12 protein-coding genes are annotated in these 13508 nt (G+C 56.8%); 7 read left to right on the forward strand and 5 right to left on the reverse strand.

What is annotated here, in order from left to right; genetic code table 11:
* The first annotated feature begins 123 nt into the window (after positions 1-123).
* The 5 genes from MDHKLMBL_RS11520 (at position 124) to MDHKLMBL_RS11545 (ending at position 4832) form a co-directional block, all read left to right on the forward strand.
* Positions 124-1716, forward strand: a complete 1593-nt coding sequence (locus tag MDHKLMBL_RS11520; protein WP_104270829.1) for an isocitrate lyase — start codon at positions 124-126, stop codon at positions 1714-1716.
* 375 nt (positions 1717-2091) lie between these two features.
* Positions 2092-3225, forward strand: a complete 1134-nt coding sequence (locus tag MDHKLMBL_RS11530) for a hypothetical protein (protein WP_104270831.1) — start codon at positions 2092-2094, stop codon at positions 3223-3225.
* Between the two features lie 54 nt (positions 3226-3279).
* Entirely contained in the window at positions 3280-3630 is a 351-nt protein-coding gene (locus MDHKLMBL_RS11535) for a hypothetical protein (protein WP_104270832.1), read from the forward strand.
* A 12-nt stretch (positions 3631-3642) separates the two neighbouring features.
* A complete protein-coding gene (locus MDHKLMBL_RS11540; RefSeq protein ID WP_104270833.1) occupies positions 3643-4335 on the forward strand; it encodes a C39 family peptidase in 693 nt (230 codons plus the stop codon).
* Positions 4335-4832, forward strand: a complete 498-nt coding sequence (locus MDHKLMBL_RS11545; protein ID WP_241956221.1) for a hypothetical protein — start codon at positions 4335-4337, stop codon at positions 4830-4832. Before MDHKLMBL_RS11540 ends, MDHKLMBL_RS11545 begins: the two co-directional genes overlap by 1 nt.
* Positions 4833-4850: 18 nt before the next feature.
* On the opposite strand, the gene MDHKLMBL_RS11550 is transcribed toward MDHKLMBL_RS11545, so the two are convergent.
* The 3 genes from MDHKLMBL_RS11550 to MDHKLMBL_RS11560 are packed head-to-tail and all read right to left on the reverse strand — an operon-like array spanning position 4851 to position 7526.
* A complete protein-coding gene (locus tag MDHKLMBL_RS11550) occupies positions 4851-5924 on the reverse strand; it encodes a transporter family protein (protein ID WP_104270834.1) in 1074 nt (357 codons plus the stop codon).
* Between the two features lie 13 nt (positions 5925-5937).
* Entirely contained in the window at positions 5938-7314 is a 1377-nt protein-coding gene (locus MDHKLMBL_RS11555; RefSeq protein WP_104270835.1) for a sigma-54 dependent transcriptional regulator, read from the reverse strand.
* Positions 7311-7526: a hypothetical protein gene (locus MDHKLMBL_RS11560; protein WP_104270836.1), complete on the reverse strand. Its 216-nt coding sequence runs from the start codon at positions 7524-7526 to the stop codon at positions 7311-7313. Before MDHKLMBL_RS11560 ends, MDHKLMBL_RS11555 begins: the two co-directional genes overlap by 4 nt.
* A 73-nt stretch (positions 7527-7599) precedes the next feature.
* Here MDHKLMBL_RS11560 and MDHKLMBL_RS11565 point away from each other — a divergent pair, with 73 nt between their 5' ends.
* Positions 7600-9414 (forward strand): SLC13 family permease, encoded by a 1815-nt coding sequence (locus tag MDHKLMBL_RS11565; RefSeq protein WP_104270837.1) that lies wholly within the window; start codon positions 7600-7602, stop codon positions 9412-9414.
* Between the two features lie 69 nt (positions 9415-9483).
* Positions 9484-10851, forward strand: a complete 1368-nt coding sequence (gene senA / locus MDHKLMBL_RS11570; RefSeq protein WP_104270838.1) for a selenoneine synthase SenA — start codon at positions 9484-9486, stop codon at positions 10849-10851.
* A 26-nt stretch (positions 10852-10877) separates the two neighbouring features.
* Here senA and MDHKLMBL_RS11575 read toward each other — a convergent pair whose 3' ends face one another.
* Both MDHKLMBL_RS11575 and MDHKLMBL_RS11580 read right to left on the reverse strand, forming a co-directional pair.
* Positions 10878-12452 carry a cation:proton antiporter domain-containing protein gene (locus MDHKLMBL_RS11575; RefSeq protein WP_104270839.1) on the reverse strand — a complete coding sequence of 525 codons (1575 nt, stop codon included), beginning with the start codon at positions 12450-12452 and terminating at the stop codon, positions 10878-10880.
* A gap of 109 nt (positions 12453-12561) precedes the next feature.
* Positions 12562-13500, reverse strand: coding sequence for an alpha/beta fold hydrolase (locus tag MDHKLMBL_RS11580; RefSeq protein ID WP_053113138.1), 939 nt, complete (start codon positions 13498-13500; stop codon positions 12562-12564).
* Positions 13501-13508 lie beyond the last annotated feature (8 nt).

A 13508-nucleotide genomic window follows, 5' to 3' on the forward strand; every position in this document is an offset into this window, starting at 1 on the left:
AACCACTAAAGTAACCATCAATGTCAGCGCTTCGCTCAAAAAGTGAGCAGGTTGTTGGCTTCGGAAGTTGCTGTACGCTTCTCCGCATCGACTTAGAAAACCAACGTAGAAAGGATTGAGACAATGCCCTACGCACAAGACGTTGACCAGATTGCTTCCCTGTTGAAGCAGCACCCGACCTGGAATGCTATCAACCCGAAGCACGCCGCTCGCATGCGCGCCCAGAACAAGTTCAAGACTGGTCTGGATATCGCGAAGTACACCGCCAGGATCATGCGCGAAGACATGGCGAACTACGATCAGGACACCGCCCAGTACACCCAGTCCCTGGGCTGCTGGCACGGCTTTATCGGTCAGCAGAAGATGCTGTCCATCAAGAAGCACTTCGGCACCACCAAGCGTCGCTACCTGTACCTGTCTGGCTGGATGGTTGCTGCCCTGCGTTCCGAGTTCGGTCCGCTGCCTGACCAGTCCATGCACGAGAAGACTGCCGTATCCGGCCTGATCGAAGAGCTGTACACCTTCCTGCGTCAGGCAGATGCCTGGGAACTGAACCACCTGTTCCGTGCCCTGGAAGAAGCTGAGAAAGCTGGCGACAACGCCAAGGCTGAAGAACTGATCAAGCAGATCGACAACCACGAAACTCACGTTGTGCCGATCATTGCCGACATCGATGCTGGTTTTGGTAACGCCGAAGCGACCTACCTGCTGGCCAAGCAGATGATCGAAGCCGGTGCCTGCTGCATCCAGATCGAGAACCAGGTGTCTGATGAGAAGCAGTGTGGTCACCAGGACGGCAAGGTAACTGTTCCCCACGCCGACTTCCTGTCCAAGATTAACGCCGTTCGTCTGGCGTTCCTGGAGCTGGGTGTGGACGACGGTGTTATCGTTGCCCGTACCGACTCCCTGGGCGCTGGCCTGACCCAGAAGATCGCCGTAACCGAAGAGCCGGGCGATCTGGGTGACCAGTACAACAGCTTCATCGACGGTGAAGTGATCGAGAAGGCTGAAGACATCAACAACGGCGACGTTGTCATCAAGCAGAAGGGCCAGCTGGTTCGTCCGAAGCGTCTGGCTTCTGGCCTGTTCCAGTTCAAGCCGGGCACTGGCGAAGACCGTGTTGTGCTGGACTGCATCACCAGCCTGCAGAATGGTGCCGACCTGCTGTGGATCGAAACCGAGAAGCCGCACGTTGGTCAGATCGCTGCCATGGTTAACCGCATCAAGGAAGTGGTGCCCGACGCCAAGCTGGTCTACAACAACAGCCCGTCCTTCAACTGGACCCTGAACTTCCGTCAGCAGGTATTCGACGCATGGAAGGAAGAAGGCAAGGACGTTTCTGCCTACGACCGCGACAAGCTGATGAGCGAAGAGTACGACAACACCGAGCTGGGTCAGCTGGCCGACGAGTGGTGCCGTAACTTCCAGCGTGACGGTTCACGCGAAGCGGGTATCTTCCACCACCTGATCACTCTGCCGACGTACCACACTGCGGCCCTGTCTACCGACAACCTGGCCAAGGGCTACTTCGGTGACGAAGGCATGCTGGCCTACGTTGCCGGTGTACAGCGCAAGGAAATCCGTCAGGGTATCGCCACCGTCAAGCACCAGGATATGGCTGGTTCCAACATCGGTGACGACCACAAGGAATTCTTCGCTGGTGACGCGGCCCTGAAGGCCGGTGGTAAAGACAACACCATGAACCAGTTCGGTTAATCGAAGGTTCAGATGTTGTCGAAGCGGGCCCGAGGGTTCGCTTCAATCCCCAAAACCCCGCCTAGAGCGGGGTTTTGTTTTTCTGACACTGCGAATTTCACGTAAGTGTCTGAGACGACGCGATAAAACGTACGTATCCTCCTTTTTGTTTGCCCTCCCTGTTTCATTCCTGAAACAGTTTCAACGGTGCCAGGGCCCGTTGATTTTCGATTGAAAAAAAGAAAACCCTTTAAAAACATGCGCCTGATTCCAGTTTCTCAATTGTGGCACGGGAATCGCTACTTTGTTCTGGCGGGTCTGAACCTTGGCTTACCCGAAGGCTAGCGGGTTGGGTCGGATCCCTTAAAAGCCAATAACTTCAAAGGAAATGACATCATGAACACCAAAAAAACACTGCTAGCAGCTGCCATCGCCATGACAATGGGCGTTTCCGGTTTTGCCTATGCGGACCAGGGCGGAGACGGCGATCCGAATACCAACGCGGACAACACCTCCACCGCCAACAATGACCAATCCGGCAATACCGACTCCGGTAATGACAACTCCACTGACAGCTCGGACAACAGCACAGACGTGGCTGATTCGTTCAAGATTGCGGACAGTGGTAACGACAACTCCACGGATAGCTCCGATAACTCAACCAATGTTGCGGACAGTGCGAACGACAATTCCGACAACAGCACCGATGTGGCTGATTCGTTCAAGATCTCCGACAGCGGTAATGACAATTCGGACAATTCCACCAACGTTGCTGACAGCGGTAATACCGCTGTGGCCGATAGCGGAAATGACAACTCCGACAACTCCACCAATGTGGCAGACAGTGCGAACGACAGTTCGGACAACTCCATTAATGTCGCAGACAGTGGGAATGACAGTTCGGATAATTCCACCAACGTCGCCGACAGCGGGAATGACAGCTCCGATAACTCCACGAACGTCGCGGATAGCGGAAACGACAATTCCGACAACTCCACGAATGTTGCTGACAGCGGCAACACCGCCGTGGCCGATAGCGGAAATGACAACTCCGACAACTCCACCAATGTGGCAGACAGTGGGAATGACAGCTCCGATAATTCCACCAACGTCGCGGATAGCGGGAACGACAACTCCGACAACTCCACCAATGTAGCCGATAGCGGTAATACCACCGTCTCGGATAGTGGCAATGACAGCTCCGACAACTCAACCAACATTGCCGATAGCGGGAACACCACTATCTCCGACAGCGGAAATGACAGCTCCGACAACTCATTGGCCCTTGATCTGGATGTGTTCCTGAACAACGCCGATCTCGATGGCAGTGTATCGGGCTCTTCAACCAACTACGGCGATGCCAACGGCAGAGCGTCCTACACCGATGCCCGGAACCGCAACGAAATCTCTGGCGGTTCCGCGAACTTCACCGGTGTTGGCGCCTTTGCCCAGAATGCAGGCAATGGCAACGTTACACAGGCGAATGTCAGTGTAATGTCCAACCTGTCCACCGGTGGTGGCACCCAGTAAGGAATCCCGGCCGCGCCTTAACGGGTGCGGCCCGGTTATTCCGGGAGAACTGCCATGGGTTACGTCATCAGATGGAAACTGAAGGCTGCCTTGCTGGCGTTACTGTTCGCGGCAGCGGGATTTGTTTCAGCTGAGGAGTGGCTGGATGCCGCGCCGATGTCGGCGGATCAGTTGGCGGATGCAAGTGGTCGCCAGGGAATCCCGATGCAGTGGCAGATTAACGACAACCAGCAAAATGCAAATGTGTCCGATAATCTGCTTTCAGGAAATGTCGTCACAGGTGATAACAGTATTTCCGACAACGCGTTCGGCAACATGAGTGGGGTTGCCACGGTTATCCAGAACACCGGCAACCAGGTGGTCATTCAGGACAGTACCCAGATCAACATACTGATCAATCACTGACGGAGGTGGGCCATGACCAGGAAGGTTCTTGTCGCGGTTTGCGCGAGTGCCGGGCTGCTATGGTCCACCGCATTTGCCGGCTCGGTCATGGTGCCGGGTATTGGCGGTGATGTTCAGGTAAACGTTACCAGTTTTGAGAGTCGCCGGTTTGATAGTGTGATGCGCCAGCAATACGACTTCAGTTGCGGCTCCGCAGCAGTTGCTTCCTTGTTGTCCTTTCACTACCAGGACCGGGTAACAGAACACGATGTCTTCATCGAGATGCTTGCTTTGGCAGATGAGCAGAAGGTACGCCAGAACGGATTCTCCATGCTCGATATGAAGCGCTATCTGGAGGCCAGGGGGTACCAGGCCGACGGTTTTCGCATGCCGTTGACCGGCCTTAAGGAGAAGGTGCGCCTACCCATGATTGTGTTGTTGGACATTGATGGATTCCGGCATTTTGTCCTGATCAAGGGTATCAGTGACAGTGAGGTTCTGGTGGGCGATCCGGCGCGGGGGTTGAAGGTCTATTCCTACTCAAGATTCAGCGAGTACTGGAACGGTACCGCCTTTGTTATTCGCAGTCATCTTGTACAGGGGCGGGACGGGTTTCTCGGTGACGGACATTGGCCGCAAGTGGCCAGGGCGCCGATGCAGAAAGGCCTGAGTGGTCCTTCGCTCGGGCACACATTGCCCTACTGGCCCTCCACAAGGGAATGGTGATGATCATGATGTCCCGGATGCCTGCCATAGCGTTACTGGTTGCTTCATTTGCAACGGTGTCACTATCTGCGCGAGCAGAGCTGGTGCTTGGTGTCATGCCCCTGAGTGATGCGCAACTGTCTGAATATCGGGGTGGTTTCCTGATGGATAACCTGGAGATCAGTATCGGCCTGGAACAAGTTGTCGGCATTAATGGTGACACCCTGGTGGTCAATCGCCTGACCATTCCCAACCTCAACCAGGCGGTCAACGGCGGATTGGTGGACCATCAAACGGAAACTGTACTGGAAGTGATCAGCGCGAACCGCAGCGGCGGTGCGCGGGTAGCCAGCCAGATGGCGGGTCCCAACGGCTGGATGACTGTGGTTCAGAACAGCCTTGATAGCACTGTGATACAAAATATGCATCAGCTGAATATCGAGCTGAACAATCTGGGTGTCGGGCATCAGTTCCCGGCCCGCTTCAGTGATCAACTGATTCAGTTACTTGGTCGCTGAGAGATTCTTGATTCCTCCCTAGAGACTGATCGGAAGCTTGAGTGTGATCTCGCTGTTAGGCGCGTTTTCAGTAACACCAATGCTCACCGTCAGGCTAAGAGATGTGGACTGCGACAGGCGCTGGGACAGCCCGAATGACAGTGATCCGATCTGAATACGGTCGAAATTGGATTCGAAGAGATCAATGTCTCTCTCGAATGTAGTTTTGCGAATGATCGAGTGGTCATAGCCCAGGCTGAATGACGTGCGATCGTTAAAGGCGAACCCCATCCCGAAGCCAAAACGCACGATATCGCCGGGGTCGACCGTGCCTCCGTTTTCAAAGCCTTGCTCCTCTTTGAGAGTCCAGACATAACTCAGATTGCCAAACAACACGGCCGGGTCGGTCGGATAGATAAATGAGAGTCCGGGTTCGAAGGCCCAGAAGCCTGAACCTGTTGGCCGGCTTTCCAGCTCTATGCCAATCGGATTGCCCTGATTATCCTCGATGACCCTCTGGCCAACGTCGTAGGGGCCCTCGCCAGTTGGCGCTCGCACGCGCAGCCCGCCGATCACGTAGGGCCAGCCGCCCAGGCCATCGGTTAACTGATAGCGAGCTGAAATTTCAACATCACCGAGACCCTCTCCGGAGGATTCTCGCAGTGTATCCACCGGTGTGCCCTGGAAAACCTCACGCTCTCTCAGATCCTCATTGATGCTCAGGTAGGGCACGCGTACCGCCGCTTCAAATTTGCTGGTAAAGCCGTATTTGAGTGACATGGCACCGACAAAAATATCGCGCTGGATCTCCGAAATGTTGATCAGCCCGATCAACAGGGCAGGGATCACCGTGTAACCTTCGATCGCGACTGCCGTTGAGTTGCTGTGGGCATGGGAAAAGGATGGTTCGATGGTAAACCGACCCGGCCGGGTGACGATGCCCCGATCCGCGGTAATGGAGGCAATATCGGTTGCCGGGTCGTGGCCTTCTTCAGGTGCTGTGCGGATATTCGTCGGGGCGGGCGAGGCATCGTCGTCGGCCTGAGCGGCTTCCGCCAACATTGAGTAGCCCAGAGAAAAAAGCGGGATGACCCAAAGTATGTTTTTATTCATGTGGCAATCTCCTTCAATAGTCCTTCTTCGGCTGGGTTGCGGAACCATGCGGCACGCGGTGCTTATCCATAAGCCGGTAGAGCGAAACCCGTGAAATATTCAGAAGCCTGGCAGCTGCTGACACGTTGTTGTGGGCAAGCGCGAGACTTACCGAGATCGCCTGTCTGTCCGCTCTGGAGCGAAAAGCGTCTAGTGAGAGTTCTCGGTTGCGGTCGTGGTTATCGTTTGGGTTGGGGATGAAACCCATGTCTTCGGCGCTGATCTGTGGGCTTTCTCCCAGCAATAATGCCTGGCGCAAGCGGTTCTGCAGCTCCCTGAGGTTGCCGGGCCAGGGGTGTTCAGCCAGGCAGATCATTGCAGCGTCACTGAGCCGCCGGGCGCCATTAGCTGAGGGTGTGGCCGAGAGCATCCGGTTGGCCAGTACGGGAATGTCTTCCCTCCTGTCGCGTAGTGGGGGCAAAAACACATGCAGGCTTCCAAGTCGATAAAACACATCGCTTCGGAAATCCCCGGTCTTGACCAGCTGTTCAAGCGGTTTCGTGCTTGTTGCAATGAGCCGGGTATCGACGCTGATGGGATGATTTGAGCCCAGGCGCTCAATCAGGCCCTCCTGAAGGAAGCGCAGAATGGCCGATTGCTGCTCTGGGCAAAGTTCATCGACACCAATCAGTAAAAGAGTGCCGCCATTGGCCGCCTCGATTCGCCCTTTCTGGGCACTCATGGCATGGGTGAAAGCCCCTTTTTCGTGTCCGAAGAGCTCATTCTGGGTCAGAGAGCGGGGTAGGGCTGCACAGTTCACTGCAATCATTGGCTTGTTTTTTCGGGGCGAATGGTCGTGAATGAAACGGGCTGCGGCTTCCTTGCCGGTTCCGTTCTCGCCATAGATCAGTACGGACTCTTCAGTGCGGCCGAATTTCTGCAACAGCTCTCTGACATGCCGAATAGCCACGGATTCTCCCTCCAGAGCAAAGTCGTGGTAACAAGCGGGTTTTGCCCGGGACGCAGTTGCCTGCAGTTCAGACATTCCCCACAGGTGACCGAGAATTGCATTGAGCCGCTCGGCTTGAAGAGGCAGTGTGTGGTAGTCCTTGCAGTAACGGTTTATAAGAGCACAGATTTCAGGGCTCTGAATCTGGTGAGGTTCCAGTGTGGCGACCCAGTGCTGGACCGGGACAGTGTCCAGCCAGTCGGGAAGACGAGTCAGTTGATCCCCTTTCAGAGAGGCGAGGTCGAAGACGCCCACTCTGGCTCCACCCTGGGGCATCCCGCCTGTGTGGGGTTTGTCTGAGGCAGAGACATGAATAAGCTGCCAGTCCCTGAGCAAGGACCCGCTCGCAGCCAAAACCGGGTACACCGCCGACAACCAAACAAGCGGTCGTTTTTCCTTCATGGCGACTCTCCCAGAGAATGTGCCTGGAAAACGAACTGCTGAACGTTCAGTAAATGCTGGTAATACCGGAACTGCTCGATCCGATCACTGCCCTGTGACCGCATACGGCTGGGGAAACAGGCAAACAACTCCTGCTGGCAGACATTCAGTTTGTATGCCAGTTTATACACTTGTAGGCCTTTCAGGAGCTTAAGGACAGAGGATTCTGTCATCCCCGGCTTCCTGTAAAGTTTACCGACACGGGCTGCAAACCAGGCGGACAAGGACTGAAAGCATGGAGTTACAGTGAGCGCCAGTCAGGCAGTTGTTTTTTCGATACTGGGGATCGCCCTGGTGCTGTTCGTCTGGAATCGAATCCGGTTCGACCTGGTCGCCCTGCTGGCGCTTCTCGCCGTTGCCGTCGCCGGGATCGTGCCGGCGGATCAGCTATTCGATGGCTTTGGCCACCCGGCGGTTGTGACTGTGGCGGCGGTTCTGGTGATCAGTCAGGGACTGGTCAATGGCGGTGTGGTTGACCGCCTGGCCCGCCTGCTGGGCAAGGTCGGACACCGGCCGACTCTGCAGGTGTTGATGCTGACCTCGGTGGTGGCTCTCTGCTCGGGCTTTATCAATAACGTCGGTGCGCTTGCACTTCTGATGCCGGTGGCAATCTGGATGTCCAGGGAAGCCGGTCGGTCGCCCTCGCTGCTGCTGATGCCCCTGGCGTTTGGCTCCCTGCTGGGTGGGACCATGACCCTGATCGGCACGCCTCCGAATATCATCATTGCCAGTTACCGGGAAACGGGTTCCTTTGGCATGTTTGATTTCGCGCCGGTGGGCCTGGCGATAACCCTGGCTGGCATCGCCTTTATCACTCTGGCGGGGTGGCGTCTGACGCCCAGACGGGGGAAACCCGATGACGGCGGCAAGCTGTTCAGCGTGGGGGATTATGTTACTGAGCTTCGGGTTCCGGACGATTCCTCGCATATTGGCGCAACACTGCATAGCCTGCTGACACAGGCTGACGCCGAGAAGGATGTGGTGGTGCTCGCGCTGATCCGGGATGACAAGCGGTCACTGGCACCATCGACGTTTTCCGTGCTGCGCGGCGGCGATCTGCTATTGGTGGAGGCAGATACCGATGCTTTGCAGGAATTTCTGGACAGCACCGGCCTTGAGTTGGCGAATGTCGAGGAGTCCTCCTCCGAAGAGTCCGACGAAGATGAGAGTGCACCGGAAAAACCGCACGAAAAGTCACTGTCGGAGGGTGATGTCCGCTTGATGGAAGCGGTGATCACGCCGGAATCCGGTTTGATCGGGAAAACCGCCAACAGGTTGAATCTTCGTGAGCAGAATGGTCTCAATATTGTTGCTGTTGCACGTCAGGGACAACGGTTGCAACGACGCCTGGGTGACATCAGCTTCCAGGCCGGTGACATTCTGCTCGTGCAAGGTGAGGAGGAAGCCTTGCGCGTTACCCTTCAGGGGCTGGGGTGCCTGCCTCTGGCAGAGAGGGGGCTCAGGTTCGGCCGCGAACGCAACGCGCTTCTGGCTAGCGGATTGTTTGTAGCTGCCATTGCCGTGATCGTCGTTGGCTGGTTGTCGCCGCCCGTCGCGCTGGTTGCCTGCGCCGTTGCCATGGTTCTCAGTGGCGTTCTCAGCAACCAGGAAGCCTACCGGGCAATCGACTGGCCCGTTATCGTTTTGCTTGCGGCAATGATTCCAGTGGGACAGGCCCTCGAAACCACCGGTGGCGCGGAGCTGATTGCTTCCTGGATGCTGATGCTCGGCTCCGGGGGCGATGCCTGGGTGGTCGTTGCGATTGTTCTGATGGGCACGATGTTGCTCTCGAACGTTGTGAACAATGCAGCGGCCGCCATTCTGGTTGCACCCATTGCCCTGAGCCTTTCGGGTCAGCTGGGCATTGCCGCAGATGCCCTGTTGATGGCGGTTGCCATTGGCGCATCCTGCGCCTTTCTGACACCGGTAGGACACCAGTCCAACGCGCTGGTCATGGAGCCCGGTGGCTACCGGTTTGGCGATTACTGGCGCCTGGGGCTGCCGTTGTCTCTGTTGGTAACCCTGGTGGCTGTTCCTGCCATTCTGGCTGTTTGGGCGTGAGAGCGTTTAACCCGGTTCTGAACTCTCTGGTATGCTGACGAAACCGTTTGACGATAAGTGGTTGGCGAGATGACAGCGATTGAGCAAATCGATGCGGCAAAGGCGGAATTGCTGGATCAGCTTGAATGGACACGGAAGCGTACCGAAAGTCTTGTCTGTTCTCTTCCGGAGACCGCGCTGGACGTTCCCTACCATCCGGGCGTCAATCCACCGCTCTGGGAAATGGGGCATGCGGCCTTCTTTTACGAAGTCTTCGTCTTCAACCTGCTGGATGGCACACCGAGCCATGATCCTGCCATGGACGACCTGTGGGATTCGTTCCACATCGAACACCGGGATAGATGGAACCGGGAGTTGTTTCCCGGGCGACAGAAAACCTTAGAGTACTTCAATCTAATCTATGATCGCGTGGCCGAGCGGATCGAAAAAGAGCCGTTAACCGACCAGGCTCGTTACCTGTATCGCTACGCAATCTACCACCAGAACATGCACATCGAGTCGATGATCTGGTGTCGCCAGACTGTCGGCTACCCGGCGCCGCCGGGCACCGATCTTTATCGGCCGGCACCGGGCGATCCACATGGGGGAGACGCGGTAGTGCCGGCCGGGGAGTGGCTGATCGGAATGCCGGGTGAGTCAGAACGTTACGCCGGTGAAGACTTTGGCTTTGATAATGAAAAGCCACGGTTTGCCGTGAAACTGGAATCGTTCGCCATTTCGAAATGCCTGGTCAGCAATCGCCAGTTCATGGAGTTCGTGGAAGACGGTGGCTACCGACGACCCGAGCTCTGGTCTTTTGGTGGGCAGAAGTGGCTTCAGACCGAAACCGACGTGGCTCTGGTTCATGGCAGTGACGCGCCCATGTTTCGGGCGCCCCGTCATCCGTTGTACTGGCGCTGGCACGATGACCAGTGGCAGGAGCGTCTGTTTGATCGCTGGCAGCCCGTGAACCCGGACGCACCGGTCACCCATGTGACTTACTGGGAGGCGGAGGCCTGGTGCCGCTGGGCAGGGCGTCGTCTGCCGACGGAGTATGAATGGGAAGTGGCAGCCCTTGGCAATCGACCGGGCGAGCCATTCCGGCACTTTCCCTGGGGCAACTCGACACCGGATGAGCGCCTGGCTGATCTGAACGGGCGCGCCATGGCCCAGAATCCGGTGTTTGATTTTCCCGATGGTGACAGCCCCTTTGGCTGCCGCCAGATGACAGGTACGGTCTGGGAGTGGACCAGTGATCAGTTCCTGCCTTACGACGGCTTCAAGGTGGATATGTACCCTTTCATGTCCACCCTGCAGTTTGGTGATCACAAGGTCACCAAGGGCGGTGGTTGTGCAACATCATCCTGCCTGATCAGGGGCACCTATCGGCAGGCTTACCTGCCCCTGCGTAACGATGTTTATACCGGGTTCCGTACTTGTGCCCTCGGGGAAAACTAGCCTGCTTGCCGCGCCCAGAGGCCAGGCTATACGGATTTCTTCACAGTGAGGGATGGCGTGGCCGGTTTCTTGTCTAACAGGTGACTGGCCAGGGCAACACCCGTTTCACTCATGGTGAGATAGGTATCATCGGCGCCGGCTTCGCAGATTTGCTTTGCTTCATCGGCATACAACGTGTGCGCAACAATATAGCCCTTGAACCCCAGCTTTCTGAGCATTCGTGCGGCAATCAATTTGCCCTCAATATCGCTCATCGCGAGAATGACTGCTTCAACGGATGGCATGTGCAGCCCCTCCCAGAAGGTCGTGTCCTCTGCGTCGGCGAATACGGCATTTCGACCGGCTTTCTGGTGTTTTTCGACTTTTGCGGGATCCGAGTCCAACCCCATCAGGTTCTGTTCGGATTCTTTCAGCCAATCGTAGGCGGCGGTTCCGGTTCGCCCCATTCCCATTACCAGAAAACGGGTGTTGGCCAGGGAGATCGGTTGTTCGTCCGGATGGCGTTTGTGACTTTCAAAGGTTCCAAGTCGATGGCTTATCCGCTCGAAGAGTGGGTGGGCAAACCGGTTCAATGGTGCGGATATAACGAATGACAGCGACACCGTAATTGCCAGGGGAACCAGCCACTCGGGCAAGGCCACGCTCGCAACAATTAACCCGAACTCGCTGTAGTTGGTCAGTGACAGGGCCGAGAGGAAGCTGCTTCGCGAGCGCAGCCGGAACAGAATCAACAGGAAGAAGAACAGAATGCCTTTGAGGGGCAATACCAGTGCCGCAATCACGGCAAACATGATCGCTTCCTGGTCCGGCAGACCACCGATTCCGATTTGCAGGAAAAATCCCACAAGGAATACTTCCTTCACGCTCCATAGGGATTTGGCGAGTTCCTGAGAGCGCGGATGGTTTGCCAGCATGGCACCGAAAACCAGTGCGCCCAGTTCCGAGCTGAGGCCGACCGCCTCGAAGCCAAGCCCGCCGACAACAAGCGCAAGCAGAAGCCCCAGGAGAACCAGCAGTTCATCGTGGCCACTGGCATCCAGCAGCCTGAACAGGAGAGGTCGAAGCAGCGGCAGCCCGAACACAATCAGCGCCCACTCGGAGGGGGTTTTCCCGGCCGCCAGGCTCATAACGACCAGGGCAATCAGATCCTGCATGATCAGGATGCCGATGGCGACCCGGCCGTGGAACGCCCGCAGTTCCCGTTTGGATTCAAGCACCTTGGCTGCCAGGACTGTGCTCGAGAAGGACAGGGCAATGGCCAGCATGAACGCCGTTGACCACCCGATATCCATGAGCAGGTACAGCCCGGGTGTAAAGACCGCGCAGGTAATCCCGAAATGCAGCAGGCTGCCGCCAATAACCTCCGGGCTGACGATGGAGCGAAGCTTAAGCTTCAGCCCCACGGTAAACAGCAACAGGAGTACGCCAAGATGCGCAATGTGCTGGAGAACGTCGGTCTCCTCGATCACCACACCGGTGGCTTCGGCGATGCCACTGAGCACAAAGCCGGCAGCCAGGTAGCCAACAAGAGGGGGGAGGCCAACAAGCTTGACCAGCAGGCCAAGGCCGAAGGCAAAGGTAATCCAGATCGCTTCAGGCATGGGATATCAGTTCGGACGTCAAAAGCACAATGGTTGTTAGGCTACCCTGTTTTGCGGTGCCCTTGTAGTCGCTGAAGGTGGAATGCGGAAACTATTGCTCAAATGAGCCTCACTCGACCGGCTGCCCGATAAAGGTCCGGAACAGTTCTGCGGATTCCGCCGGGGCCTCCACCATCGGTGCGTGGCCGATACCGTCCATCAGTTCCAGCCTGGCATTCGGGATTGCTGCTGCGAACACCTCGCCGTTTCGGTAGTTGATCACCCGGTCTTCCTTGCCCCAGATGATCAGGACCGGGGCCTGAATCCTGGTGATGGCATTGCGGAAGTCCGACTCGAAACCGGCATCACGAATGGCGGCAAAGATGACCTCGTTGACCTCCCGGTTGGCGATGGCGCGCTCCTCCAGCACGCCCATAATGGGCCAGGGCACAAACGGTTTTTTCTCCAGTGCGAAGTCCATCAGGCGTTCAAAGTCACCGGGCTGTTTCGGAATCAGGGGGTTGTCACCGGCCTTAACCAGATCCACCAGTTCGCTCTCGTATTCCAGGATGCCGGCGGGACTGAACAGTACCGCTGATTGCACCTTGTCCGGATGATTGGCGGCGTAAAGCGCGGTAATCGCCCCGCCCATGGAGTTACCCATGACGTGTGCCTCATCAACCGACAGCGCGTCGAGGATGCGTGCGACATAACCGGCCTGATCTTCCAGGCGGTAGCCGATGTCGAGGGGCTTGCTGCTGTCACCATGCCCCGGCAGATCGATCGCATAGACATTGAAGTCGTCGGTCAGGTGGCCGGCCAGACGGGTCCAGTTGTCCTTGTTGGCCCCGAAGCCATGGATCATGACGATGGTGTCGCCTGCGCTCATTTCCTGGTTCCTGAGATAGGCGATGTCAAGGTTGCCCACTGCCACGCTCGCCGCCTCCAGACCCGCCGATGATCGTTCAAAATCAATCGCGGTCTGGTAGATGTCCTGACGAGAGCAGGCACTGAACAGCAGGGAAGCGGCCAGTATGATCAGCAGGTATACCGGTGACGGGCGGCGCATCGAAGGGA

The organism is Marinobacter flavimaris, assembly GCF_002933295.1.
Classification (GTDB): Bacteria; Pseudomonadota; Gammaproteobacteria; order Pseudomonadales; family Oleiphilaceae; genus Marinobacter; species Marinobacter flavimaris.

Bases quoted from the DNA above. Each gene is read 5' to 3' on its own strand.
- MDHKLMBL_RS11550 (WP_104270834.1), bottom strand. From the start codon at position 5,924: ATGAATAAAAACATACTTTGGGTCATCCCGCTTTTTTCTCTGGGCTAC.
- MDHKLMBL_RS11540 (WP_104270833.1), top strand. From the start codon at position 3,643: ATGACCAGGAAGGTTCTTGTCGCGGTTTGCGCGAGTGCCGGGCTGCTA.
- MDHKLMBL_RS11520 (WP_104270829.1), top strand. From the start codon at position 124: ATGCCCTACGCACAAGACGTTGACCAGATTGCTTCCCTGTTGAAGCAG.
- MDHKLMBL_RS11575 (WP_104270839.1), bottom strand. From the start codon at position 12,452: ATGCCTGAAGCGATCTGGATTACCTTTGCCTTCGGCCTTGGCCTGCTG.
- MDHKLMBL_RS11555 (WP_104270835.1), bottom strand. From the start codon at position 7,314: ATGAAGGAAAAACGACCGCTTGTTTGGTTGTCGGCGGTGTACCCGGTT.
- senA (WP_104270838.1), top strand. From the start codon at position 9,484: ATGACAGCGATTGAGCAAATCGATGCGGCAAAGGCGGAATTGCTGGAT.
- MDHKLMBL_RS11545 (WP_241956221.1), top strand. From the start codon at position 4,335: ATGATCATGATGTCCCGGATGCCTGCCATAGCGTTACTGGTTGCTTCA.
- MDHKLMBL_RS11580 (WP_053113138.1), bottom strand. From the start codon at position 13,500: ATGCGCCGCCCGTCACCGGTATACCTGCTGATCATACTGGCCGCTTCC.
- MDHKLMBL_RS11530 (WP_104270831.1), top strand. From the start codon at position 2,092: ATGAACACCAAAAAAACACTGCTAGCAGCTGCCATCGCCATGACAATG.
- MDHKLMBL_RS11560 (WP_104270836.1), bottom strand. From the start codon at position 7,526: ATGACAGAATCCTCTGTCCTTAAGCTCCTGAAAGGCCTACAAGTGTAT.
- MDHKLMBL_RS11535 (WP_104270832.1), top strand. From the start codon at position 3,280: ATGGGTTACGTCATCAGATGGAAACTGAAGGCTGCCTTGCTGGCGTTA.